We start from the raw sequence: 25,954 nt of genomic DNA on the forward strand, positions 1-25,954 counted from the left end.
CGATTTTCCTAAAAAAATAAAATTTATTCAAATACCTTTACAACTGCAATAAAATTAACAATCACAATTCTATTATTTTGAATACAACTATATCAAATTCCGTATTAACAGCTTCAATAAAACATGCTGGAGCCGAATTATTTTCATTAAAAGACAATCAAAACAAAGAATATATTTGGGAAGGGAATCCTGATTTCTGGGGAAAACATTCTCCTGTTCTTTTCCCGATTGTTGGCACGCTAAAAAACAATTCTTATTCTATTAATGGAAAAGAATATCAATTGCTAAGACATGGTTTTGCAAGAGATATGGAATTTAAGTTAATTGAAAAAACAGGAAACAGCGCGGTTTTTTCTTTAGAATCAAATGAAGAAACTCTAAAAAAATATCCTTTTGAATTTGAGTTGCAACTCATTTACACTTTAGAAAATACTTCTTTAAAAATAGAATATATCGTTATTAATAAAGGAGAAACTAAAATGCCTTTTTCTATTGGTGCACATCCTGCAATAGCACTTCCAGAGAATTTTGAAAATTATGCTTTCAAATTCGAAAAAGAAGAAACTCTGAAATTTAATCTTTTAGAGAATGATTTGATTTCTAATAAAACCGAAATTTTAAAAACCACGAACAATCTAGTTCCTTTAAATTATAAACTTTTCGAAAATGACGCTCTTGTTTTTAAAGCATTGGAATCAAAATCATTAACAATACTTGAAAATTCAAAACCATATGTTCAAGTTGATTTTGAAGATTTTCCAAGTTTAGGAATTTGGACTAAAAACCAAGCGCCATTTGTTTGCATCGAACCTTGGTTTGGCTATTCAGATACAGCGAGCAATTCCGGAAATTTATTTGAAAAAGAAGGCATTATTACTTTAGAAATAGACCAGACTTTTCACTCTCAGTTCAGTATAAAAACTTTATAAAATGCTAGATTTTAACTTTCATCCATTTCCAATAATAGAAACAGAACGTTTACTTTTAAGAAGAATCACGAATGATGACGTCAATGAAGTTTTTGAATTACGTTCAAATCCTGAAACAATGAAATATATTCCACGTCCGTTAGTAAAAACCAACGACGATGCTTTGGAGCATATTGCAATGATTGATGAGAAAATCGAAACTAATGTTGGAATCAATTGGGGAATTACATTAAAAGGCAACTCAAGACTTTTAGGTATTATTGGCTATTACAGAATGCAACCCGAAAATTACCGCGCCGAAATAGGCTACATACTTTTGCCCGAATTTCATGGAAAAGGAATCATCCCTGAAGCTGTAAATCGATTAATAGCTTTTGGTTTTAATGATATGAAACTGCATTCAATTGAGGCCGTTATAGATCCTGAAAATCTAGCTTCAGAAAAAGTATTGCAAAAATGTGGTTTCGTAAAAGAAGCGCATTTCAAAGAATCTGATTTTTATGAAGGACGCTTTTTAGATAAGGTAATATACTCATTATTAAAAAAATAGATATTTGTTAATTACTGACAAAAAATCAACATTTGTTAAAACAAATATTATTTGAGCAAAAAGTACGTTTATATGTTATATTTGCACGCGAAATAAGACATTTACCACTATTTCGTTCAAAAACATCTTTATGAAAAAAATATTTTTATTAGCCATTATCTTTATTTCAGTTCAATCACAAAGTCAAACTTTTATTAAATTCAATGGAGCTACAGCACTTTTAGCAGTTCCAAATGTTGGTATTGAAACTAGCATCGGAGAAAAAACAACTTTTAGTTTTGATGTTTTGGCTTCGTTCTGGAAGTCATTCAACGGTCACAGTCCTATGGAACTTTATACTTTTACCCCTGAAGTTCGCTATCATTTTAAAGAAAAATACAATGGATTTTATGTTGGAGGTCATGCAGGACCAGATATTTACAGAATTCAAAAATGGAATTATTGGGATACTAATCAATACGAAAAAGGTTTTGGTTACCGTCTGGGAGTTACTGTAGGATATAATATTAAATTAAATGACAAATTTTTATTAGATATTTTTGCTGGAGGTGGATGGCATCAAGGTTTTTACAAAGGATTATACAACGATGGAACTCCAGGAAGATATCCCAGAGACACAGCTAAAGACTATAACAAAAGTGGTGAATGGTTACCATACCGTGGCGGAGTTATGATTTCTTACAAATTATAGATTATCTGTTTCCAAACTTAGACAACGATTTCAAATATAGATCTTCCACTTTTTTGCGAGCCCAATCTGTTTTTCTTAAAAAAGTAAGCGATGATTTTATACTCGGATTTGAATTAAAACATTTGATAGGTATTAATTCCCCGAGAGTATCAAAACCATAATAATCGACCAAAGTTTCGACAATTTTTTGAAGCGTAATTCCGTGTAAAGGATCTTTTGATTTATTTTCCATTTTATGCTTTTTTTTTAAAATTATATCAAAAAGACCGTACTCTAAGAAAGTACGGTCTTTTTTTTGTAAAATTACTAAAAGAATTTCACGATATTCAAACAAAGAATAAATTAGAATATAAATTTGAATCCTACAGAAATTGGGGTTGTTAAGTTAGGAGCGCTTCCGCCTAATGCTGTATTGTAATAAGAATCAACATTAGCTACATGAGCTAATCCAAAATTTGTAACTGTTGTTTTTTCTCCATTCTCTGGCTTTAGAGTTGTAGAAGTAAAGTTTGCTAAATCATAAGAGAACTCTACAGAGAAATTCTTTGTTACAAAATAATCAAAGCCACCAGAGACAGACAAGCCAACTTGATTTACTTTTAAGTTGCTTTCTTTTTCCTTTCCCGTAATAACTGGTATTGCCGCTTGTCCAAAGAAATATAAAGAACCAGCTACATTCCAATATTTTCTTGCCAATGGCTGAATAACAATTAAATCTGTGTTTCCTAATGTTTTAAGATCTGGACTAACTTTATCATAACCTTCTGATTTAATGTTAATATAGCCTATTCCCGCACCTACTGCTACAGAAGGTGTAATAAATGTTCCCACAATTGGAAGCACCGAAAGATTAGTAGCTTTTACTTCTCCAGTCTTAGACTGCTGATAACCGAATTGAGAAGTTGCGAACCAAGCCCCTTTTAATCCTTGACCAGAATCTTGAGCTTGAACAACAAAACCAATAAATACAATACCGACTAGTGTAAAAATCTTTTTCATTTTGAGTTTGTTTTAAATTATTGAACAAACTTAACCGTAAGCTTTTTCCTTAATACTGACTAAAATCATAGATTAAAAAAAATCTTTAATTATCTTATAGCGCATCAAAATTTTTGAATTTTGTTTTACATTTGCAGTTATGATAAAATCAGTTAACATACTAAACAAAAGAGCCCGATTTGATTATGAAATAATCGATACCTATACCGCCGGAATTGTTTTGGCTGGTACAGAAATCAAATCAATACGTTTAGGCAAAGCAAATATTACAGAAAGTTTTTGCGAATTCAGCGGCATGGAACTTTTTGCGATCAATACTTATATTGAAGAATATTCTTTTGGAAATCAATTCAATCACAAATCAAGAAGTGAGCGAAAATTACTTCTCAATAAAAAAGAATTAAAAACGCTTCATAAAAGTGTTCAGGCAAAAGGACTTACTATTGTACCATTAAAATTGTTTACCAACGAAAAAGGATTGGCAAAATTGCAAATAGGTCTTTGCAAAGGGAAGAAAAATTACGACAAACGTGAATCTCTAAAAGAACAAGACACAAAACGCGATTTAGACAGAATCAAAAAAGCATACAACTAACGCTTCTTTAATTTTCTCAAAATGATGCTTTTATAAATATTTTATCGTTATTTTTACTACAAACAATATAACCGTAAAATATGAAAAAGTATCTACTTATGTTAACCGCCGTGCTGTCTCTCTCAGGTTGTGGCAGCAATACTTCGATCGTAAATAGCTGGAGAGACCCAGATGTAACCGTTGCACAGGAGCAATTTAAGAAAGTTTTAGTCGTTGCTTTGGTCAAAGATGAAGCTTCCAGAAGAATTACTGAAAACAGAATTGCATCAACAAATCCTGTTTTTAAAACTTCATATCAATATTTAAATGCAACTTCAGAATTAACAAAGGAGCAAAAATTAAAAATATTGCAAGATGAAAATTTTGATGGAGTCGTTACAATGCGTCTAGTCAGCAAAGAAAAAGAAGTTAATTATGTCCCTGGAACTTACACAGGAATGTATTATGGAGGATTTGACGGAATGTACACCGGAGTTTACGGATATGGCTTTGGTAATTGGTACGGAATGTATTCACCAAATTTCTACGATCCAGGATATTATCAAGAAACTACCTCTTACATGGTTGAAACCAATATTTTCTCATTAAAACAGAATAAATTAATTTGGACTGGAACTACTGAATCACAATATGCAACAGATTTAGGTCAAACGATAGATGCTATTATGCAGGCTGTTGTAAAAGAAATGAGAAAGGATGGCTCTCTGCCTCCAAAATAATATATCAAAAAGCAGCATATTAAAATGCTGCTTTTATTTTATTCGGAAAATTGACTAAATTTGTCAAGACTAAATTTTTCATAAAATGAAATCTCTTTTAAAAAATGCTAGAGAAAAGAAAGGCTTAAAAACACGCGAATTAGCGCAGCTTGCTGGAATTGACCAAGCCTTAATAAGTAAATTTGAATCGGGGACAAGAAAACCTACCAAAGATCAAATAATTAAGCTTTCTCAGCTTTTAGAAATTGATTATGAAACTTTAATGATTGCCTGGCTTAAAGAAAAGATTCTTTATGAAATTGGTGATGATGATCTTGCTCTAAAGGCGCTAAAAGTTGCTGAAGATGAAATTAAATACAATAAAACAGTTTCGAATCTTAAACTATCAACTTCACTAGAAAAAATTCTCAAAGAAATTGATGCTTTAAAAGAAAAACTAGATTCTTATCGCCAGTACGACAGTTTTAAAATAAAACAGGCTCTGGAATTAGAATATACCTTTGAAAGCAACAGAATTGAAGGAAATACCATGACGCTTCGTGAAACGGATATGGTTATCAACGAAGGTCTGACAATTTCTGGAAAAAGTATGCGCGAACATCTTGAAGCCATTAATCATCAGGAAGCTATTGGCTTTATAAAAGAGTTAATGAGCAAAAGCAATTCTTTAAACGAACGTGATCTTTTATCCATACATAATTTAATCTTACGTGGCATAATTCCGGAAGATGCTGGACGTTACAGAAAAGTTCAAGTTATGATTCAAGGAAACAGTCACATGCCCCCTCAACCTTTAATGGTTCCACAAGAAATGGAAGAATATTTTACTTGGTATGAAATCAATAAAAATAAATTACATCCCATTATTCTTGCTGCTGAAATGCATGAAAAATTAGTTACAATTCATCCATTTATTGACGGAAACGGAAGAACTTCACGATTGATAATGAACTTAATACTAATGCAAAAAGGTTATCCAATAGCCAATATTAAAGGGGATTACGAAACTCGAATGCAATATTACCAATCTTTAGAAATTGCTCAAACCAAAAAAGACAAAGAAGACTTTTTTCTCTTTATAGCCCAAAAAGAGAAAGAAAGCTTAGAAAGATATATTTCAATTCTTACGCAATAAAAAAGCCCGTTCAAACGGGCTTTTCTTTTTAATTTTTATCTTCTAATAGAGGAACAAATCTAAATTCTCCAAACTCATGTTTTTCAAATTGAGTTTCGTTTTTCCTAATTAATAAAGTCATAATCTGAACATCTTCTCCTAACGGAATAACCAATCTTCCTCCTATTTTAAGCTGAGCCATTAAAGGCTGTGGAATAAACGGTGCACCTGCAGTAACTATAATACTGTCAAATGGCGCAAAATTTGGTAATCCTTTATATCCATCTCCAAAAGTAACATGTTTTGGACGAATATTTAACTTCGGAAATAAATTAGATGTCGTTTTAAACAACTCACTTTGTCTCTCTACTGTATATACTTTAGCTCCGAGCATAAACAAAACAGCAGTCTGGTAACCAGAACCAGTTCCGATTTCAAGAATTTTGTGATCTCTCTTTACTTCTAATAACTGTGACTGAAAAGCAACTGTGTATGGTTGCGAAATAGTCTGCCCAGCTCCAATAGGAAAAGCCTTATCTTGATAAGCATAATCTTCAAAACTTGAATTCAAAAAAAGGTGTCTCGGGATTTTTTTTATCGCATCCAAAACCGCTCTATCAGTAATTCCTTTTTGCTCTAAAGTGCTTACTAATTGATTGCGAAGTCCTTGATGTTTGGCAGTATCTTTCAAAATTGGTAGGTTTTATTTTCGCAAAAATAAGAAACAAAACAGGATTTCAAATATTGATTTTTAAATAATAAATTAATACGGTCGAAAGTCAAAAGTCGAAAGTCAAAAGTGACAGCAAATAATTTACAATTCACAATTCATAACTCACAATTAGATGAATTCATTTTCACGTTAAACAAATAAATTATATTTTTGTTTAAAATACATTCTCATGTTAAAAGTAGGAGTTTTAGGTGCTGGTCATCTTGGTAAAATACATTTACGCTTATTACAACAATCTGACAAATACGAATTAGTTGGATTTTACGACGAAAATCAAGAAAATGCCGAAAGAATCTCAAAAGAGTTTGGCTATAAAAATTTCAGCACAATTGCAAAACTTATTCACGCTGTCGACGTGATTGACATTGTCACTCCTACGCTTTCGCACTACAAATGCGCTAAAGTTGCCATCAAATCAGGAAAACATATCTTTATTGAAAAACCAATTGCCAATACAGTTGAAGAAGCTGAAGAAATTATTGCTTTAGCAAAAGAATACAATGTAAAAGGACAAGTTGGTCACGTAGAGCGTTTTAATCCCGCTTTTATTGCTACAAAAAACATGATCGAAAATCCGATGTTTATAGAAACGCATCGTTTGGCAGAGTTTAATCCGCGTGGTACAGACGTTCCTGTCGTTTTAGATTTAATGATTCATGATATTGATGCTATTTTAAGTGTTGTTAATTCAAAAGTAAAAGATATTCACGCCAGCGGTGTATCGGTAATTAGTGATACACCAGATATTGCCAATGCTAGAATCGAATTCGAAAATGGCTGTGTAGCAAACTTAACAGCAAGCCGAATTTCAATGAAGAACATGCGTAAATCACGTTTCTTTCAAAAAGATGCTTACATTTCTGTTGACTTTTTAGAGAAAAAATGTGAAGTGGTTCGTATGAAAGACGCTCCAGAAGTTCCTGGAGATTTTGATATGATTCTTCAAAATGCCGAAGGAGTTAAAAAACAAATTTATTTCACAAATCCTGATGTAGAGCACAACAATGCAATTTTAGACGAGTTAAATTCATTTGCAGATGCCATTAACAATGATACAACTCCAGTTGTAACACTTGAACAGGCAACTGACGCATTACGCGTGGCTTATCAAATTATTGATTGTTTCAATAAATAGTTAAAAAAGTAAATCAAAATAAATAGCCACGAGTTCACGAATTATTTGGTGAATTCGTGGCTAAATCATAAAAAAATATCTAGCATAAAATGAAAACAATAGCTGTAATTGGAGCAGGAACAATGGGTAACGGAATTGCTCATACTTTTGCGCAAAGCGGATTTACCGTAAAATTAATCGATGTTTCTGAAAAATCATTAGATAAAGGAATGGCAACTATTGCTGCCAACTTAGACCGTATGTTGTCTAAAGGAACAATCACTCAGGAAGACGTAGCTAAAACAATCACCAATATCATCACTTATACAGATATTAAAGACGGAGTTGTTGGAGCTGATTTAGTAGTTGAAGCAGCTACTGAAAACGTTGAATTAAAACTGAACATTTTCAAGCAATTAAACGAATATTGCTCTCACAATACGATTTTAGCAACCAATACTTCTTCAATTTCAATTACACAAATTGGAGCTGTTGTAGCACATCCAGAACGTGTAATCGGAATGCATTTTATGAATCCGGTGCCTATTATGAAATTGGTTGAAATCATTCGCGGATACAACACAAGCGATGAAGTAACTAAAATCATCATGACTTTATCTGAAAAATTAGGTAAAGTTCCTGTTGAAGTAAACGATTATCCAGGTTTTGTGGCAAACAGAATTTTAATGCCAATGCTAAACGAAGCAATTGAAACGTTGTACAATGGTGTTGCTGGAGTTTATGAAATTGACACTGTAATGAAATTAGGAATGGGACACCCAATGGGACCTCTTCAATTAGCTGATTTTATTGGCCTTGATGTTTGTCTTGCAATTCTAAATGTAATGTACGATGGGTTCAAAAACCCAAAATACGCTCCTTGCCCACTTTTAGTAAATATGGTTAGAGCCGGAAAACTGGGAGTTAAATCTGGAGAAGGTTTTTACGATTATAGCGAAAGCAAAAAAGCAGAGAAAATCTCTAAGCAGTTTGTTTAATTTTTATTGATTTATGACAGAATTCAGAGGCGAGTATAAAAATTTTTGGCAACGTTTTTTTACGCTAAGAAATTTAGACTTTTTTATAAACTGTTTTGTTGCTACGTCCTTAATTGTCATTTTTAACCTTGAGAAAATTTATACCATCATAATCGGATCGATACTTTTGGTAATTAGCGTATATTTTACTATTTACAAGAGCAGAAACAATATTCATTTAATAACCTTTGAAGAAAACACTATTGTTTTATTTGGTGAAACATTCAACACTCAATGGAAAAAAACATTAGATATAAAAAAAACAGATATAGAACTAAAATGTATTGCATCCCGGCAAGTTTGTGGGACAATATTTTATTTTACATTAAAAAACAGTAAGAACAGTTACAATGTAAATTTATTTAATACATATTCAGACGAAGAAATAATACAGATGTTTACTGAATTCAAAAATAACAAGAAGGAAAAGATTATAATTGACGAAAAGTTAGACATAATGAGAATTCAGAAAAAAATAGAAAAATGTCAATAGCATCGAATTTAAATACTATCAAATCAACTTTACCTGAACATGTAACTCTCGTTGCTGTTTCAAAAACAAAACCTGTTTCAGACTTGATGCAGGCTTATGAAGCTGGACAGCGCATTTTTGGAGAAAACAAAATTCAAGAAATGACGGAGAAATGGGAACAAATGCCAAAAGATATTCAATGGCATATGATTGGCCACGTTCAGTCGAATAAAGTCAAATTTATGGCGCCGTATGTCACTTTGATTCATGGCGTTGACAGTTTGAAATTATTACAGGAAATCAATAAACAAGCTTTAAAAAACAATAGAATTATCGATTGTCTTCTACAAGTTTATATTGCTGAGGAAGAATCTAAATTTGGTTTAGACGAAAACGAATTAAACGAACTTTTAACTTCTGTAGAGTTTAAGGAGTTGAAAAATATTCGTATCTTGGGTTTAATGGGAATGGCAACTTTCACAGAAGATCAAAACCAGATTAAAAAAGAATTTACATATTTAAAATCGATTTTTGATTCGATAAGAGATCTGAAAACTGAAAACTGCAATCTGAACACTATATCAATGGGAATGTCTGGAGATTATCAATTAGCAATTGAATCTGGCAGTACAATGGTCCGCATTGGAAGCAGCATTTTCGGAGGAAGATAATTTTTCAAAATCCACAAATGCAAGACGCTTGATATGCATCTCTACAAAAAACTGATTACTAAAAAACTGAACACTGAATACTGAATTTGTACGCGATATTAGACATAGAAACCACTGGAGGACAATTTAATGAAGAAGGAATTACTGAAATCGCCATCTACAAATTTGATGGGCATGAAGTAGTTGACCAATTCATAAGCCTTGTCAATCCCGAAATTCCGATTCAGCCTTTCGTTGTAAAGTTGACCGGAATCAATAATGCTATGTTACAGTCTGCTCCAAAGTTTTTTGAAGTCGCCAAACGCATCATCGAAATAACTTCAGACTGTGTTATTGTCGCTCATAATGCTTCTTTTGATTACAGAATCCTTCGCACAGAATTCCGTCGTTTAGGCTACGATTTTGAAGCCAAAACACTCTGTACAGTAGAATTAGCCAAAAAACTAATTCCAGAGCAACCTTCATATAGTTTAGGAAAATTGGTGCGCGCACTCGGAATTCCAATGGCAGATAGACATCGCGCCAGCGGAGACGCAATGGCAACAACCAAGTTGTTCAAAATGCTTCTAGAAAAAGACGTAGAAAAAACAATCGTCAAAGATTTTATAAAACTAGAAATAGAAAAAGGAATTGCGCCAAAATTCCTCGATCTTTTAAATCAAATGCCAACTAAAACTGGTGTTTATTATATTTATAATGAAAGCGGTACTTTGATTTACATTGGCAAAAGCCAAAATATCAAAAAAAGAATCAATCAGCATTTTACTGGAGTTACAACCAAAAGCAAAAAAATTCAAGCCGAAGTTTTCACTATTACTTATGATGAAACTGGAAGCGAATTAATTGCACTTTTGAAAGAAAGCGAAGAAATAAAAGTAAACAGACCGAGATACAACCGCGCACAACGAAAAACAATTTTTCAATATGCGCTTTATGCTGAAAAAGATACGAATGGATATCTCAATTTAAGGCTTGAAAAAGCTGATGGCCGAAAAAAAGAAATTACATCTTATTCTAGTTTGCAGGAAGGCAAAAATGCACTTTTTAGACATACCTCAAAATATCATTTATGCCAAAAATTAACAGGTTTGTATATTACCAAAAAGGAATGTTTTCAATACAAAATCAAAGAATGTGATGGCGCATGCATTGGCGAAGTCACACCTGAAATTTACAACTTAAGAGTGCAACAATTTATTTCTGAAAACAGCTTCGAAAACAAAAGCATGATTCTCATTGACCGTGGAAGAAATGTAAACGAAAGAAGCGCTATTTTAATCGAAAACGGAATCTACAAAGGATACGCGTATTATGATCTCAATTATCAGATTACTAATATCGAAATTCTAAAAAACATCCTGATTCCAATGCAACACAATCGTGATGTAAAAAATATTATTCAGAGCTATATCCGTAAAAGCAAATCATTAAAAATACTTCATTTTTAATAAAACAGAACTTTCATTATCTTTAAGGATATGAAAAACAAAAAAACACAATACGAAATCTTTCGAGAAAAAGTCAAAATCGTTCTATATGGCACCAACACCATTTTAGGACGAATGTTCGATTTAGTATTGCTGGGTTTAATTTTACTGAGCGTTCTTCTGATAATGCTTGATACTGTTGAAGGCGTAAGTTCTAAATATCACGACCAATTAATCATTTGTGAATGGGCAATAACTATATTCTTCACTATTGAATATGTATTAAGAATTATCTCAATCCAAAAACCGGTTAAATACATCTTTAGTTTTTACGGAATCATCGATCTACTTGCCGTATTGCCTATGTATTTGTCCATATTTTTTCCTGGTGCGAGTATTTTATCGATTGTAAGAGCGTTGCGTTTCATGCGATTATTCAAAATCTTACACATTCCGCAAATTAACCATCAATCCCTTCAACTAAAAGAAGCCATACATGCCAGTAAAGAAAAAATTCTCGTTTTTATTTATTTCGTTTTAATCAGCACCGTCATAATTGGCACCGTAATGTATTTAGTAGAAGGTAAAGAGTCCGGATTTACCAGTATTCCAATGGGAATTTATTGGACAATAGTCACCTTAACAACAGTTGGTTACGGCGATATTTCTCCACATACCCCGCTTGGACAATTTATAGCTGCTTGTGTTATGATTTTAGGTTATGGAATTATTGCCGTGCCAACCGGAATTGTTACCGCCGAATTTGCCAAAAGCAGTTTGAAAAACAATACTGTAAGCGGAAAAAAAACATGCAAAAAATGCCAGTCGCAAGTTCACTTCGATAACGCTAAATATTGTTATGAATGCGGAACCGAATTACCAAATAATTAATTTTAGAAGCTAATCCAGCTGTACATTCCAACTCCTCCTTATATTTGTAATTTTTTAAGGCATAAAAGGAGCTTCCGTTGGTCGCTCTTTTACACCAAAAAAATGCAACAAATATAAGTCCGGGGTTTCCATTTCCATCTGGGCTAAAAACTATGAAACACCTAATTACCATTGTCGGACCAACAGCTATAGGCAAAACAGCCTTGAGTATTGCTTTGGCACAACATTTTAAATGCGAGATCGTTTCTTGCGACAGCCGTCAGTTTTTCAAAGAAATGACAATCGGAACCGCAGTTCCAAGTAAAGAGGAACTCAATTCAGCAAAACATCATTTCATCCAAAATAAATCCATTTTTGAGAATTACACCGTTGGCGATTACGAAAAAGAAGCCTTAGCCAAAATCGAAGAATTATTTCAAAACAATGATTTTGTAATTCTCATTGGCGGTTCAGGATTATATGTAGATGCCATTTTAAAAGGTTTCGATGAATTTCCTGAAATAGACCCAAGTGTTCGTTCAGAAGTAAATTCAAACTACGAAAAACTCGGAATTGAATATCTTCAAGAACAATTAAAAAACCTAGATCCCGATTATTATCAAAAAATAACAGCCGAAAATCCGCAGACTTTACAAAACCCACAGCGAATGATGCGTTTTGTAGAAGTTTGCATTGGATCACAAAAACCGTATTCTTCTTTTCTAAATCTAAAGAAAAACAACCGAAACTTCACTCCTATTCTAATTGGCTTAGATGCCGACAGAGAAATCATTTACAGCAGAATCAATCAGCGTGTTGATATCATGATGAACGAAGGATTGTTAAAAGAAGCCGAAACACTTTATCCTAACAAAGCGTTAAATGCGCTTCAGACCGTCGGTTATAGAGAATTATTTAGTTATTTTGATGGAGAATTCACGTTGCCTTTTGCCATAGAAGAAATCAAAAAGAACACAAGAAGATTCTCCAAAAGACAATTAACATGGTTCAAACGAAACGAAAACACCAAATGGTTTGATTACGCAACAGACAGAAAAGAAATTATTATATACATAGAAAATCTTCTAAAATAAAAGTCTTTTTTCTTTCATCTTTCTTCTCCTTTCCGAAGGAAAAATCTAAAATCAACAATCTAAAATTTAAAAATGCCAATATCTCCAAATTTCACATCAGTTTTAAGCAAAGACTGGGAAATCAATTTCACACAATGCACGCCAACCGGATTCCTAAAATATACCGATTTGTGTAATATTTTACAATTAACCGCCGCTGCACATTCAGAAGTTGGCGGAATTAGTTTTTATGATATGCAGGAATTTCACCAAGCCTGGGTCTTAAGCCGTATGCGCGTTGAAGTTCATGCTTTACCAAAATGGCAAGACGTTGTAACCGTAAAAACATGGATTAACAGCTTAGAAAATTCGCGTTCAGTTCGTGCGTTGGAAATGTATGTAAACGGCAAAAAAATAGTGGGATGCGAAACGTATTGGGCAGTTTTCAATACACAATTGCGTCGTCCGGAAGCTTTGGCTTTGCCTTACGAACACTTCGAATTATTTCCAGAAAACAGAGCTACAGAAGAAGGTTTTTCTAAAATAAACATTAATCACGAAAAAGAAGCCGTCTTTGAAAAAACAGTTTATTTATCTGATTTAGACATTGTAAATCATGTAAATAATGTAAAATATCTGGAATGGTGTTTGGATCATGTCGATCCAAAACGAATCATGAAACAAGAAGTAAAAAGCTTCGAAATGAATTTCATGAAAGAGCTTTCTTTAAAAGACCAAGTTGTAATTCACGAAAGCGAAGATGATGATCACACAACAGCAACATTTAGTATAACAAAAGGCGAAAAAACTTGCTTTGCTTTGGAATTACATTGGAAGTAATTTTTTTTTAGCCTCACAATATTTCCCCACAATCTTGTCATTTCGACCGAAGGGAGAAATCACACTAGAAATTCTACTAAGATTGGCGATATTTTGTTCGGAGTTTCTTGTGTGATTTCTCCCTTCGGTCGAAATGACAAACTTTAACTAAATATTCTTAATAGAACAAAAAAAACGATGCAAATTTTGCATCGTTTTTTTATCATAATCATTTCGATTTCTTTTTAGAGCCTTTCTTAGATTTCTTCACCTTCTTCTTTTTAAGCAAATCAATTTTATTCTCAATTCTTTTCTCTACATCAGTAATATCAGACTCATAATTAAATTGCAACAAATGAAGTTTCGCATTTTTAATTTCTTCTAATGCTTTTTTAAACTCATTTTGCGCTTCTAAAAGAATGGCTTTTTTGACATAAATCTCCGATTTGTTTATTCCTTTTACAGTCAAAGCAAAATCAATCAACTTTTGTGCTTCCTCATAATCTTCATTCAAAATCAATGTTTTTAAATAATACGGATATACTTCAAGCGCATGAATATTAATCGCTAAAGCTTGCTGAAAATAAGATTTTGCTTCTTCATAATTCATCAATTGCTCTGCCTGAATTCTTCCATATAAGCACAAAACCATTGTGTTTTTATCATCATAAGAAAAAGCATAATCTAAAGATTCAATTGTTCCTTCCAACCAAAACGGATAATTATCCAAGGCCTGAAAAAGATATTTATCAGTTGTTTTCATTTCGTAAATCGTTTTTTAATTTCTGACGAGTTCCTTTGTAACTTTTCTCAACTTTATTCTTTTTAAAATCACTTCCTGCAAAAACTCTGATTGGATTTCCGCGCTCTACATTGAGCTGATTTTCCCATTGTTTCCCTACATGATTTTTAAGTTGAGTAAGTTTCTCGTCTTCTAGTTTTTTTAATAATCTTTCTGTTGCCAGTTTTTTGTTTTGGTGCTGTGAACGGCTGTCCATAGAAACAACTGCAATCCCAGTCGGAATATGAGTTGCCCGAATTGCCGAACTCACTTTATTCACATGCTGACCTCCTGCTCCGGAACTTCTCATGGCTTGATACTGAATATCATTTTCTGAAACAAATGCATTCTTTTGTTGTTCAATTTCAAAAATTCCAATAAACCAGTTTTTGCGTTTGTGCATTTTCCTAAACTGACTCTGACCAATCCATTGAATCGTTCCAACCCAAGATTTCACAAACTGATCAGCATTTTTTCCTTTTACAGAAATCGATGCGGTTTCTATGGTTCCATTTTCTTCTCCTTTTTCTCTTTGTAATAAAACCACATCTAAATTCTGATCTTCGGCTTCTTCCAAGACTTTTTTAAGCACTTGGGCAACAACCCAAGTGCATTCTGCAGGTCCGCGACCCGCTGTTATCTGAATTATTCTTTCCATTTCTTTTCCTTTCTTTAGCGATCCATTCTAACAATCTTTGGTGTAAAAGTTCCCAGAACTTCAACTAAATCAGTTTGGTTTGCCATTACTTTTTCAATGTCTTTGTAAGCCATTGGCGCTTCATCAATATTTCCTCCAATCAAAGTCACTTCATGCTTCTTTAATTCTTTATTGATTTGACTTTGTGTAAAACTGCTTTTGCATTTAGCTCTCGAAAACAAACGTCCCGCACCATGCGAAGCTGAATTCAAGCTTTCAGGATTTCCTTTTCCTTTCACAATAAAACCAGGAGCAGTCATAGAGCCTGGAATTATTCCTAATTGTCCTTCTCCTGCTGGCGTCGCTCCTTTTCTGTGTACAATGCATTCCTGACCATTTACGATTTCTTTCCAAGCAAAATTGTGATGATTTTCAATCGTAACCACTACTCTTTTTCCGATAGCTTTGGCAATTCGTCTGTGAATATCGTCGTGACAGGCTTTGGCATATTCTCCCGCCAAATTCATTGCCAGCCAGTATTCCTGACCGTCGTGTGTATTCAAATCTAGCCAAGCCAAATGCTGTACATTTTTGGGTAAGGGACATTGTTTTGTTGCCAAATACGTGTAATGTTTCGCAATGTTTGCACCCAATCCACGAGAACCGCTGTGCGATAGAACAGCAAAATATTCGCCTTTTTCGAGTTTCCATTCGTTCTCAGGATTGTCAATTTTAGCAATTCCAAATTCCACAAAATGATTTCCTCCGCCTGAACTTCCCAATTGCTTGTATGCTTTTGGCAAAAGATTCTTTAACAACGGAATATCTTGAAACTCACTTTTATGAAAAACCTCATGATCTACTCTTGAAGATTGCACTTCATTCATTCCGAACTTAGTATTATCTCTTAAAATGGCTTCTAATTGATGTTCTCTTCCTTTAAAATGAGAAGCAGGCAAATCAAAAATTGAAAGACTCATTCGGCAACCGATATCAACACCAACTCCATATGGAATTACAGCATTATCAGTCGCTAATACGCCACCAATTGGCAATCCGTAACCCGAGTGCGCATCTGGCATTAAAGCTCCAGCAACTGAAATTGGCAGTTTCAATGAATCATACAATTGAAATTTTGCATGCTCATCAATTTCATTTTCTCCGAAAATTCTAAAAGGAGCTCTCGTATTTTTAAGCTGATGCATTCTTACCTGAACTGGTTTAATTAAACCTTCAGCCACTTTTCCCAAAGTTCCGTTTCCTTCGTACTTTTCAGGATTTAGCAAAACATCTTTTGCTTCTGTTAGAATAGATTCTTTTTTCTCTCTTTTTCTATATCTGTTTATTTGCCCTAAGGCGATATTTATTGAATTGTTCTTTGGAAAACCTAACTTAATCAGGTCTTTTCCAGATAATTTATTTCCCATGATTTTATATCATTTCATCTACATATTGCTGATACAGTACATGTAGACTTTTATTTTTAATTGGGCTTATCTCTCTTGGGTTTTCACTTTGAAAATACCCCCATTTGTAAGATTGCCCTTTTACTAATCTGTTTATTTTTCCTCTAAGATTATAATTTGAAGTATAATTTGAAATAAGCTGAATTTCACTTTCTAAATCAGAATCCAGCATTCTTTTATGCGTAATCATGTACGGTTTTACCTGAAGCACGTAGCGCCAAGACTCGTTAAACACATAATGAATTCTATATCTATCAAAAACTTTACTCCAACGTTCTTGCTTGGTAAAATGCACTTTTTCTCTTTCTGATAATTCCAATTTCGAATTGTTCCATTCACTTTCCGTAAATTCTTTCAGCCTTTGAATTTGTACAGAAGAAGCATTTTTTCTCTTTTTACTTTTCCTTTTTTTAAAGGTTTTATCCGAAGAAAACTGCCAAGTATTTATCTTTTCCAACAGAGTTTTATAAAATTCTGCTTCACTTGATCTTACAACATCATCTCTTAATTTAAAATGACGCTGCCATCCTTTTTGATAAGGTTCATCTAGCAGGATCCAAGGCAAGTTATTACGCTGTTTCCAAAGTTTTTTCTCAAGTTTGTCCAGTTGGATTAATTGTCTTTCAAAATCTTCTTTTACTAATCTTTTTTTCCTTCTTTTACTTTTAAAACGAGTACACAAAGCATACTCCTCTACCGTATAATTTTCCATTAAAAAATTATAATGCATTAAGTTAACAGCCAAATAGGCTTAAACATTCTATCGATACAGATAGATAATAAATCGTTTTTTTCGGGAAAATTTTGAAGTGTCTAGAATAAAAAAAGCCCGAAACTAAATGTCTTCGGGCTTTTTTATATATCTAAAAATATATTTCTAAGATTGAAATAAGCCACGAAGAACTGCTACACCAAATCCATTTGGCGTGAAGCTTTGTGATGTCAATGTAAGTACAAACATTTTTCTTCGTTTTTAAAGGGTTATTATTTTTTTTCGTCTGCAAATATTCATAATTGTTTTTTGATTTTCCAAATTTATTTTAAGAAAATTCATCAAAATAAAATTCGCATTCTAAAAACAACAAATAAAAAAACGCGACAAATAGTTAAAAATCAAAACACTAACCCCTTACCTCATTACAAAAAAACAATAGAAAGAATTTAGTCAAAATGCATAAAAAAAGCTCTGATTTCTCAGAGCTTTTATCTTTTATAGCGAATTATTATTCAGTTACTTTGCTTTTTACAACTAATCTGAAACCTTCTCCGTGAATGTTTAAAATTTCAACATCCTCATCAGATTTTAGATATTTTCTCAATTTCGCGATGTAAACATCCATACTTCTTGAAGTAAAATAGTTGTCATCTCTCCAAATTTTTGTCAAAGCTAATTCTCTTGGCATTAAGTCGTTTTCATGAAGAATAAGCATTTTAAGCAATTCATTTTCTTTTGGAGATAATTTTATTGGCTCTTCATCTTGGAAAGTCAAAAATCTTAGTTTAGAATTTAAGTGGAATTTACCAATATTGAATTCAAATTGTACTTGTTCTGCTTTATTATCAGCAGATTTTCTCTGGATAATAGCTTTAATTTTCATCAACAAAACCTCTGAATCAAAAGGTTTATTTAAATAATCGTCTGCACCAGCTTTATATCCTTTCAACACATCTTCTTTCATTGATTTTGCTGTCAAGAAAATAATTGGCACTTCGCTGTTTTTTTCTCTAATTTCTTTGGCTAAAGTATAACCATCTTTATAAGGCATCATTACATCCAAAATGCATAAATCATATACATCTTTCTTGAATTTTTCGAAACCTTCCATACCGTTTTTAGCTAAAGTAACTTCAAAGTCATTTAACATTAGATAATCTTTAAGAACCGCCCCAAAATTTAGGTCATCTTCTACTAAAAGTATTCTTTTGTTAGTATTTTCCATATTTTAATTTATTAATGGTATTTTTATTATAAAGGTGCTACCTTTTCCTTTTTCGCTTTCAACATATACTTGACCGTTGTGGTCTTCAACTATTCTTTTTACATACGCCAATCCTAAACCATGGCCCTTAACATTGTGCAGATCTCCTGTGTGTTCTCTGTAAAACTTCTCAAATACTCGTTTTTGAGCTATCTTACTCATTCCCAAACCATGATCCTTCACTTTTATCAGAATCATATCTTTTACATTTTCAGTAAAGATTTCGATTTCTGGAGTATCTGGAGAATATTTAATAGCATTCTCTAAAATATTAACCAATACATTCGTAAAGTGAACTTCATTTATCAAACAAGTAGTTCTAGCAGCATTATAATGTTTTACAACAGTACCTTGTCTGTCTTCTAAAATCAGATTTACGTGTTCAATAGCATCATCAATAACATCAGTAACGATCGTCGGTTCTTTTGTGATATCCAATTCTCTCTTTTCTAATTTCGAAATTCGAAGAACGTTTTCAACCTGCGCATGCATTCTTTTATTTTCGTCCCTGATCATTTGAAGGTATCGATACACTTTTTCTTTATCTTCAATAACTTTTGGGCTCTTAATGGCATCCAGTGCCAAATTTATAGTCGCAATTGGAGTCTTAAACTCGTGCGTCATATTGTTTATGAAATCTGTTTTGATTTCAGATATATGTTTTTGACGCAACAATTGATTTAATGCACTAGTATATGCAATTATAATAATAAGCGTAAAAACAATAGATAATATTGTGATGCTCAATAATTCTGACAACAAAAATTTCTTTTTATACGGAAATGTCAAAAACAATTCATATTTGCTGTTTCCTTCATTATCAGTATAAATTGGCACATGATAGCTTAAATCTTTATCATAATGAAAACCATCAGATTTTACTTTTGTAGGCAAACCACTGCTAAGAACACCAAACTCAAATTTGGTCTTAACACCATATTCCTCTAATTCTTTCTTTAAGAGTTTATAAAGTTTGTCTTTTGTAATTCTACCTTCAATAGGAGTCAGTGAAGCGATATCTTTGTACTGAATTTGTTGCTGTACTTTATTTAAGATATCTAAACTTCCCGATTTCTCAATTTTTAAATCAGGAATGATAGTCTGTCCTAAAGAATTATTATCAATACTATTATTGTTATTATAAACTTCAGTAACACGTTTAGAACTAAAATTCTTAAATCTTTCACTGCTGAATTTTTTATTGAAAAGCGAACCGCTTATATCATAATCTTCAGAAGTAAGTGTATTTGAATATACAATTGTTTTATTTGTTTTTGTATTTCTCTGAACGTATAAAACCTCCAGCAAATCTTCTTTTTTAGGAATTTTACCTGTACTATCTTTTATGCGGTTGTATTTGTCATAAAAGCTGTATTCTTCTTGCTGTTCAAGCTTATCAGCTACATTTCCAATTACTTGAGTAACGTGGTATTTAAATTGCTCGTCATTGTTTTTGAACGACGAATTGAACCAAAATACCTGAACCAGAATTATCCCTATTAAGGACAAACTCATAAGCAAAACAAGTATTCTAAAAAATAATTTATTCATCGAAACAAAATTAATATTTTAACAATATACTAAATAATACATTAACCAAATATTAACATTTAAGACTGATTTTGTTTTATATTTAAAATTTTAAGAATTTTAACAACTTCTTCTCTAGCAATTTTAAGATTTACGTTATTAATAACAAAATTACTCTTGGAAATGCGATCTTCATCTTTCCATTGCATTTGCATTCTGCTTAAAACTTGTTCACGTGTGGTATTATCTCGTTTTAAGACTCTTTCAATTCTTACTTCTACTGGGGCAGTAACTGTAATTATACTATCGCACTCTTTATATCGGCCACTTTCAAACAATATTGCTGCCTCATAAATTACATACTCTTCTTTTGCACGCAACAAAAGCCATGCCTCAAAATCTTTTTTTACTGCCGGATGCACTATTGCATTAAGTTGTGCAAGCTTATCTGAATCATTAAATACAATATCGGCAAGTTTTGCTCTGTTTAAAACATTGTTTTCAAAAAGAGCTGCTCCAAATGTCTTTTTAATTTTTTCTATGACATCTTCGGCCTGCATTACAACTCTTGCGCCATCGTCGGCAATATAAACAGGAACTCCCATTTCCTTAAAATAGTTAGCGACGGTTGTTTTGCCGCTTCCTATTCCGCCGGTCAAGCCAATAACTTTTGTCATTTTATATTTTAAAAAACATTTTAGGAAATGCGTCTTGCGGCTTCTTTTTCAAAAGAATGACTTTTACAAAAGATTTTAAAAAACCTGTTCCGTAGCCATAAAATTGTTTCCAAACTGCTATTACAGAAAGATATCCAATCTTGATGCTTTTATTCTGAATACTTGCTGTAAGAAAAATAATAACGAAATATACAAAATATAATTGTAATAAAATATCAATGTTAAAAATTAACAATAAAAAAGCTAATAATAATCCAAACAAGAAGAATGTCGGAAAGAAAAAAGTCAACTTATTATGTTCTGGATACCAGCTATTTAATATCGGTCGAGCGATTCCGAATTTATGTACTTGGACAGAAAACTTCTCCCAATCGATTCTTCTCTTGTGATATACATATGCTTCCGAAAACAATCTCGTTTCAAAACCTAAATTCCACAAACGAATCGACAAATCAGGATCTTCTCCCGGGTGAATATTACCAAAACCTTTTGATACCAGAAAAGCCTTTTTAGAAATTCCCATATTGAAACTTCTTGGCTGAAATTTGCTTATTTTTTCAGAACCGCCTCGAATACCGCCAGTTGTCAAAAATGACGTCATCGCAAAATTGATAGCTTTTTGAATACTAGAAAAACTGTCTAAAGCTTTATCTGGACCTCCAAAACAATCTACATATTTTTCATTTAATGCTTTTCTGACTTCAGTCAAATAATTAGGCGGAATAATGCAATCTGAGTCAAAAATGATGAAATAATCACCTCTAGCTTTCTGCATTCCAAAATTTCTTGAATCGCCTGGGCCTGAATTTTCTTTAAAATAATAAGAGATATTCAGTTTTCCTTGATACGTCATCACTACATCCTTGCACGGAATCGAAGAGCCGTCTTCAACAAGCACAATTTCAAAAGGTTCATTATAATCAGATTTTGTAAGACTTTCTAAAAGTTCATCAACTTCATCTGGACGATTATACACGGGTATAATTAAAGAAAAAATCATAACAGGATATGCGGTATTAGAATGGCAATTTTTTTTTATAATTCAAAATTTTAACAAAGATAGGCTATATTCACAAAAAAACCATCAACTTTTGGTTGATGGTTTTTCATTTTATATTTCTCAATATCCTTATTTGATACTTTCAATATCAACTATTTCGTTTGCTTCAGCTTTATAATCAACTCCAGCAAATTCAAATCCAAACAAATTCAAGAAATCATTTCTATATCCAGCTAAATCTCCAATTTCTGGCAACGATTCAGTTGTAGCTTCCAACCAAAGGTTAGCCACTTTTTCTTGAACATCATCTCTCATTTCCCAGTCATCAATTCTGATTCTTCCTTTTTCATCAACAGGAACATCAGAACCATTGTATAATCTGTCTTGGAATAAACGTTGGATTTGCTCGATGCAACCTTCATGAATTCCTTCTTCTTTCATAATTTTATATAAAAGAGAAATATACAATGGAATTACAGGAATTGCAGAACTCGCCTGAGTAACTAATGCTTTATTTACAGAAACATAAGCTTTTCCTCCTATTGATTCTAAGCTGTCAGTAATAGTAAATGCAGTAGCTTCTAAATGATCTTTTGCACGTCCGATTGTTCCTTTACGATAAACAGCCTCTGTCAATCCAGGTCCGATATAAGAATAAGCAACAGTAACAGCTCCTTCAGCTAATAAATTTTCAGCTTTTAAAGCATCAATCCACATTGCCCAGTCTTCACCTCCCATAACAGCAACTGTATTCTCGATATCTTCTTCATTTGCTGGCGCAATTGAAACCTCAGATACTTTTCCTGTATGAAAATCAACCGTTTTGTTTGTAAAAGTTTGTCCAATTGGCTTTAAAACCGAACGGTGAGTAACACCTGTGTTAGGATTTGTACGCACTGGAGAAGCCAAACTATAAATTACAAGATCAACTTGTCCTAAATCAGCCTTAATTAAATCAAGAGTTTCTCTTTTTATTTCATTTGAAAACGCATCTCCATTGATACTTTTTGCATATAAACCTGCTTTATGAGCTTCTTTTTCAAATGCAGCAGAATTGTACCAACCTGGTGAAGCTGTTTTTCCTTCAACTGGTGGTTTTTCAAAAAACACTCCAATTGTTGATGCATCAGATCCAAAAGCACTTGTGATTCTTGAAGCTAGTCCGAAACCTGTTGAAGCTCCAATAACCAATACTTTCTTAGCACCAGCAATTGCTCCTTTTGATTTTACATATTCTATTTGATTTTTAACATTTTGCTCGGCACCATCTGGGTGTGCTGTCAAGCAAATAAAGCCTCTCATTCTAGGTTCTATAATCATATTTTTTTGTTTATTCGTTAATATAGCAATCACCAATTCAGGCAATTGATTAACTTATTTAGCTTTGTTTAATTCGTTTTTAGATGACAAATATAAAGTATTTCTTTAGTTCAACAAGGCTTTAGCATGATTTAAAGCCGAATCAGAAACAACTGCTCCAGATAACATTTGGGCAATTTCGATAACTCTTTCGTCCTGAGACAAAAGCTTTAATTCTGATTGTGTATCATCATCAACTGTTGATTTGAAAACTTTGAAATGAGAATCTCCTTTAGCCGCAATTTGTGGTAAATGTGTTATGGCAAAAATCTGCATCGATGTACTCATTTCTTTCATGATTTCGCCCATTCTGATCGCAATTTCACCTGAAACCCCTGTGTCGATTTCGTCAAAAATTAATGTTGGAAGTTTTGAATATTGTGCTAAAATTGCTTTTACAGCCAGCATAATACGGGACATTTCTCCTCCAGAAGCTACTTTTTTAAGCAATCCGAAATCAGTCCCTTTATTTGCCGAAAACAAAAACTGTAGCTCATCTTTCCCATTTGAAAAATAGGTTTCAGATGGCAAAAGTTCAATATTGAAACGTACATTTGGCATTCCTAAAGTTTCTAAAATAGAAATCAGTTTATTGGATAAAACCGGAATTGCATTCAAACGGTTTTGATGAATTGATTTAGAAAAAGCATCCAACTCTACTGTTTTTTCGTCAATCACTTTTGTCAACGAAGCAATTTCTTCTTCAATATTTCCTAATTCTAAAACTGTACTACTTAATGCAGCTTCAATTTGGATCAATTCATCAACAGTAGATACTTGATGTTTCTTTTGAAGATTATAAATCAGTTGTAATTTTTGGCTGATTAATTCTAACTGCGCGGGATCATTCAGTAATTTTTCCGAACAATTTTGAAGTTCTTTCGAAACATCATCAAATTCGATCGTCAAACTTATAATTCTTTCAGATAAAGCTTGATATTCTGCAGAAAATGGAGCTATTTTCTGAAGCGCCGTTTTTACTTCATTTAAATTATGCAAAACTCCAAATTGCTCTTCATTTGCAATTGTCAAAGATTTATCTAACGATTCTTTTATCGCCTCAATATTATTCAGTTTTTCAAAATCAGCTTCAAGCTCTTCCTGTTCTCCTGATTTTAATTTCGCCGAAACCAATTCATTCAACAAAAACGTATTATATTCTTGTTCTTTTCCTGAGTCGCTTTGTTTTTTCAGCAACGCATTAAGTTTCGATTTATCTGATTTATATGTTTTTAATAATTTTTGATATTCTAAAATAACATCGGTATTATTTGCAATAGCATCAATTATTTTGAACTGAACACTTTCATCAGACAATTCCTGAGTTTGTTGCTGCGAATGAATATCGATCAAAAACAAACTTAAATCTTGCAATTCCTGAAGATTCACTGGGCTATCGTTTATAAAAGCACGAGATTTCCCTGAAGGCAAAATTTCTCTTCGAATGATGGTTTCATCCTCATAATCCAAATCATTTGCTTCAAAAAAATCTTTTAAATTGTATTTTGAGATTTCAAATTGTGCTTCGATCACACATTTCTCTTCTTTATTTTTCAAAGAAGTCAAATCGGCTCTTTTTCCTAAAACCAATCCTAAAGCACCTAAGATAATTGATTTACCTGCTCCTGTTTCACCTGTAATTATTGAAAATCCTTTTGAAAAATCGATAGAAAGTTTTTCAATCAAAGCATAATTTTTAATCGACAGCGAAGTAATCATAAAATAAATTTGAGGATATATTAGTTAATGGCGAACGTAAAAATAAGACTAAAAAAGCAACTAAAACTTAATTTGTGTCCATTTTGTACTGTTCAACGGCGAAACTTTATTTAAAACATCAGTTAAGTCTGTAACTGAAATACTTGGCCCACCTGAAAAAATTGAAGTTATTTCATCCGATTTTGCATCAAAAAAGACTCGTGTTAAAAAAGCATTCGGTTTGACGGTATTAAATTTCCCAATCAGCATCAATGAAGCTTTTATTCTCTCCTTGGCTCCTTTCAAGTCGTCGCTCATTTTATCCAAACCAGTATGATACATATAAGTAACTTGGCGAAGATCGCTGTACATTGGCGAAATCATATCGGTTATCAAATAATAACGATTTTGAATGCCGTCTGCCTGGCTCCATCCTTTCGAACCTCCTTGCTGTGCCACATTTGCAATATTCTGGGCCGTTTGAAGATACTGATTCCCTGCTCCTACTTGAAAAGTATCAGCATCCATCCCTAAAATCATATAACAGTAAAACGAAATGACAGAAACCAGATTTGACTCAAAAGTAGTTGGATTAAACAATAAAGGCTCATATTCTGTATACCTAAAATTAAAATCTTTATCATTATAATTTAATACAGGAGAAGAGTATGTCGAATTGAAAATCAATCGTGAAGATTGCACTTGAATTGTTCCTGAAAATTGATCTGAACTATTTGAGGACAATGTGATATACATCGAGCAGTTAATTCGTTCATTTTGCTTCAAAACCGATCCAGTCCAATCCGTTTTATTTACAAATTCTGACAATGAAGTCTGAAGTGTTTTAAAAACTTGCTGATTTGGATTTGGCAACCTTTCTGTATTAATTGTTACGATACAGTTTAGCTGTTGCGCCTGAGTAAAGCCAAAAAATAAAAACATTAAAAATGTAACTGCTTTATTCATAAAAAAAGATTTGCGTTGATGTAAAATTGATGTTGATACTCTATTTTA

Annotated in this window: 28 protein-coding genes; 14 read left to right on the top strand and 14 right to left on the bottom strand. The window is 32.7% G+C overall.

Annotated features, from left to right (window positions below):
* Positions 1–77 precede the first annotated feature (77 nt).
* From EYY60_RS21885 to EYY60_RS21895, 3 genes are all read left to right on the top strand, one after another.
* A complete protein-coding gene (locus EYY60_RS21885; protein ID WP_132991397.1) occupies positions 78–929 on the top strand; it encodes an aldose 1-epimerase family protein in 852 nt (283 codons plus the stop codon).
* Position 930: 1 nt separating this feature from the next.
* Positions 931–1,479 (top strand): GNAT family N-acetyltransferase, encoded by a 549-nt coding sequence (locus EYY60_RS21890; RefSeq protein WP_132991398.1) that lies wholly within the window; start codon positions 931–933, stop codon positions 1,477–1,479.
* Positions 1,480–1,609: 130 nt separating this feature from the next.
* Positions 1,610–2,170, top strand: a complete 561-nt coding sequence (locus EYY60_RS21895) for a DUF3575 domain-containing protein (RefSeq protein WP_132991399.1) — start codon at positions 1,610–1,612, stop codon at positions 2,168–2,170.
* Between the two features lies 1 nt (position 2,171).
* Here the strand turns inward: EYY60_RS21895 and EYY60_RS21900 are convergent, their stop codons facing one another.
* Together EYY60_RS21900 and EYY60_RS21905 are read right to left on the bottom strand one after the other, a co-directional pair.
* On the bottom strand, positions 2,172–2,402 hold the full coding sequence (locus EYY60_RS21900) for a VF530 family protein (RefSeq protein WP_132991400.1): 231 nt from the start codon (positions 2,400–2,402) through the stop codon (positions 2,172–2,174).
* Positions 2,403–2,512: 110 nt separating this feature from the next.
* A complete protein-coding gene (locus EYY60_RS21905) occupies positions 2,513–3,169 on the bottom strand; it encodes an outer membrane beta-barrel protein (RefSeq protein WP_132991401.1) in 657 nt (218 codons plus the stop codon).
* 139 nt (positions 3,170–3,308) lie between these two features.
* Between EYY60_RS21905 and smpB the strand changes: the two genes are divergently transcribed.
* The 3 genes from smpB to EYY60_RS21920 all read left to right on the top strand — a co-directional run bounded on the left by smpB (position 3,309) and on the right by EYY60_RS21920 (position 5,618).
* Entirely contained in the window at positions 3,309–3,764 is a 456-nt protein-coding gene (gene smpB, locus EYY60_RS21910) for an SsrA-binding protein SmpB (protein ID WP_026729458.1), read from the top strand.
* An 80-nt stretch (positions 3,765–3,844) separates the two neighbouring features.
* Positions 3,845–4,483, top strand: a complete 639-nt coding sequence (locus EYY60_RS21915) for a hypothetical protein (RefSeq protein ID WP_132991402.1) — start codon at positions 3,845–3,847, stop codon at positions 4,481–4,483.
* Between the two features lie 85 nt (positions 4,484–4,568).
* Positions 4,569–5,618 (top strand): Fic family protein, encoded by a 1,050-nt coding sequence (locus tag EYY60_RS21920; protein WP_132991403.1) that lies wholly within the window; start codon positions 4,569–4,571, stop codon positions 5,616–5,618.
* 28 nt (positions 5,619–5,646) lie between these two features.
* Here EYY60_RS21920 and EYY60_RS21925 read toward each other — a convergent pair whose 3' ends face one another.
* Positions 5,647–6,288 (bottom strand): protein-L-isoaspartate(D-aspartate) O-methyltransferase, encoded by a 642-nt coding sequence (locus EYY60_RS21925; RefSeq protein WP_132991404.1) that lies wholly within the window; start codon positions 6,286–6,288, stop codon positions 5,647–5,649.
* A 211-nt stretch (positions 6,289–6,499) separates the two neighbouring features.
* On the opposite strand from EYY60_RS21925, the gene EYY60_RS21930 reads away from it, so the two are divergent.
* The 8 genes from EYY60_RS21930 to EYY60_RS21965 all read left to right on the top strand — a co-directional run bounded on the left by EYY60_RS21930 (position 6,500) and on the right by EYY60_RS21965 (position 13,834).
* Positions 6,500–7,465: a Gfo/Idh/MocA family protein gene (locus EYY60_RS21930; protein ID WP_132991405.1), complete on the top strand. Its 966-nt coding sequence runs from the start codon at positions 6,500–6,502 to the stop codon at positions 7,463–7,465.
* 89 nt (positions 7,466–7,554) lie between these two features.
* On the top strand, positions 7,555–8,442 hold the full coding sequence (locus tag EYY60_RS21935) for a 3-hydroxyacyl-CoA dehydrogenase family protein (RefSeq protein WP_132991406.1): 888 nt from the start codon (positions 7,555–7,557) through the stop codon (positions 8,440–8,442).
* Between the two features lie 13 nt (positions 8,443–8,455).
* Positions 8,456–8,974 carry a hypothetical protein gene (locus tag EYY60_RS21940; RefSeq protein ID WP_132991407.1) on the top strand — a complete coding sequence of 173 codons (519 nt, stop codon included), beginning with the start codon at positions 8,456–8,458 and terminating at the stop codon, positions 8,972–8,974.
* Positions 8,965–9,624, top strand: a complete 660-nt coding sequence (locus EYY60_RS21945; RefSeq protein ID WP_132991408.1) for a YggS family pyridoxal phosphate-dependent enzyme — start codon at positions 8,965–8,967, stop codon at positions 9,622–9,624. Before EYY60_RS21940 ends, EYY60_RS21945 begins: the two co-directional genes overlap by 10 nt.
* Positions 9,625–9,710: 86 nt before the next feature.
* The gene (locus tag EYY60_RS21950; RefSeq protein WP_132991409.1) at positions 9,711–11,072 is read left to right on the top strand and encodes an exonuclease domain-containing protein; all 1,362 of its coding nucleotides are present in this window, start codon (positions 9,711–9,713) and stop codon (positions 11,070–11,072) included.
* 30 nt (positions 11,073–11,102) lie between these two features.
* Positions 11,103–11,942, top strand: a complete 840-nt coding sequence (locus EYY60_RS21955) for an ion transporter (RefSeq protein WP_132991410.1) — start codon at positions 11,103–11,105, stop codon at positions 11,940–11,942.
* A 152-nt stretch (positions 11,943–12,094) separates the two neighbouring features.
* The gene (gene miaA / locus EYY60_RS21960; protein WP_132991411.1) at positions 12,095–13,015 is read left to right on the top strand and encodes a tRNA (adenosine(37)-N6)-dimethylallyltransferase MiaA; all 921 of its coding nucleotides are present in this window, start codon (positions 12,095–12,097) and stop codon (positions 13,013–13,015) included.
* 72 nt (positions 13,016–13,087) lie between these two features.
* Positions 13,088–13,834 (top strand): acyl-[acyl-carrier-protein] thioesterase, encoded by a 747-nt coding sequence (locus tag EYY60_RS21965; protein ID WP_132991412.1) that lies wholly within the window; start codon positions 13,088–13,090, stop codon positions 13,832–13,834.
* 208 nt (positions 13,835–14,042) lie between these two features.
* On the opposite strand, the gene EYY60_RS21970 is transcribed toward EYY60_RS21965, so the two are convergent.
* The 11 genes from EYY60_RS21970 to porD form a co-directional block, all read right to left on the bottom strand.
* Positions 14,043–14,576 carry a hypothetical protein gene (locus tag EYY60_RS21970; protein WP_132991413.1) on the bottom strand — a complete coding sequence of 178 codons (534 nt, stop codon included), beginning with the start codon at positions 14,574–14,576 and terminating at the stop codon, positions 14,043–14,045.
* On the bottom strand, positions 14,563–15,252 hold the full coding sequence (gene prfH, locus EYY60_RS21975; RefSeq protein WP_132991414.1) for a peptide chain release factor H: 690 nt from the start codon (positions 15,250–15,252) through the stop codon (positions 14,563–14,565). Before prfH ends, EYY60_RS21970 begins: the two co-directional genes overlap by 14 nt.
* Before the next feature lie 14 nt (positions 15,253–15,266).
* Positions 15,267–16,658: an RtcB family protein gene (locus EYY60_RS21980; protein WP_132991415.1), complete on the bottom strand. Its 1,392-nt coding sequence runs from the start codon at positions 16,656–16,658 to the stop codon at positions 15,267–15,269.
* A gap of 4 nt (positions 16,659–16,662) precedes the next feature.
* Positions 16,663–17,409 carry a hypothetical protein gene (locus EYY60_RS21985; RefSeq protein WP_132991416.1) on the bottom strand — a complete coding sequence of 249 codons (747 nt, stop codon included), beginning with the start codon at positions 17,407–17,409 and terminating at the stop codon, positions 16,663–16,665.
* A gap of 511 nt (positions 17,410–17,920) precedes the next feature.
* Positions 17,921–18,637 (bottom strand): response regulator transcription factor, encoded by a 717-nt coding sequence (locus tag EYY60_RS21990; protein WP_132991417.1) that lies wholly within the window; start codon positions 18,635–18,637, stop codon positions 17,921–17,923.
* 3 nt (positions 18,638–18,640) lie between these two features.
* Complete coding sequence (locus tag EYY60_RS21995) at positions 18,641–20,227, bottom strand: sensor histidine kinase (protein WP_132991418.1); 1,587 nt, start codon at positions 20,225–20,227, stop codon at positions 18,641–18,643.
* 59 nt (positions 20,228–20,286) lie between these two features.
* Positions 20,287–20,883, bottom strand: a complete 597-nt coding sequence (gene coaE / locus EYY60_RS22000; RefSeq protein ID WP_132991419.1) for a dephospho-CoA kinase — start codon at positions 20,881–20,883, stop codon at positions 20,287–20,289.
* 1 nt (position 20,884) lies between these two features.
* Positions 20,885–21,883 carry a glycosyltransferase gene (locus tag EYY60_RS22005; RefSeq protein WP_132991420.1) on the bottom strand — a complete coding sequence of 333 codons (999 nt, stop codon included), beginning with the start codon at positions 21,881–21,883 and terminating at the stop codon, positions 20,885–20,887.
* Positions 21,884–22,012: 129 nt separating this feature from the next.
* A complete protein-coding gene (gene fabV / locus EYY60_RS22010; RefSeq protein ID WP_132991421.1) occupies positions 22,013–23,203 on the bottom strand; it encodes an enoyl-ACP reductase FabV in 1,191 nt (396 codons plus the stop codon).
* A gap of 105 nt (positions 23,204–23,308) precedes the next feature.
* Positions 23,309–24,961 (bottom strand): DNA repair protein RecN, encoded by a 1,653-nt coding sequence (recN, locus tag EYY60_RS22015; RefSeq protein ID WP_132991422.1) that lies wholly within the window; start codon positions 24,959–24,961, stop codon positions 23,309–23,311.
* Positions 24,962–25,021: 60 nt separating this feature from the next.
* Positions 25,022–25,906: a type IX secretion system protein PorD gene (porD, locus tag EYY60_RS22020; RefSeq protein ID WP_132991423.1), complete on the bottom strand. Its 885-nt coding sequence runs from the start codon at positions 25,904–25,906 to the stop codon at positions 25,022–25,024.
* Positions 25,907–25,954 lie beyond the last annotated feature (48 nt).

Source organism: Flavobacterium zhairuonense (assembly GCF_004352915.1).
Lineage (GTDB): Bacteria > Bacteroidota > Bacteroidia > Flavobacteriales > Flavobacteriaceae > Flavobacterium > Flavobacterium zhairuonense.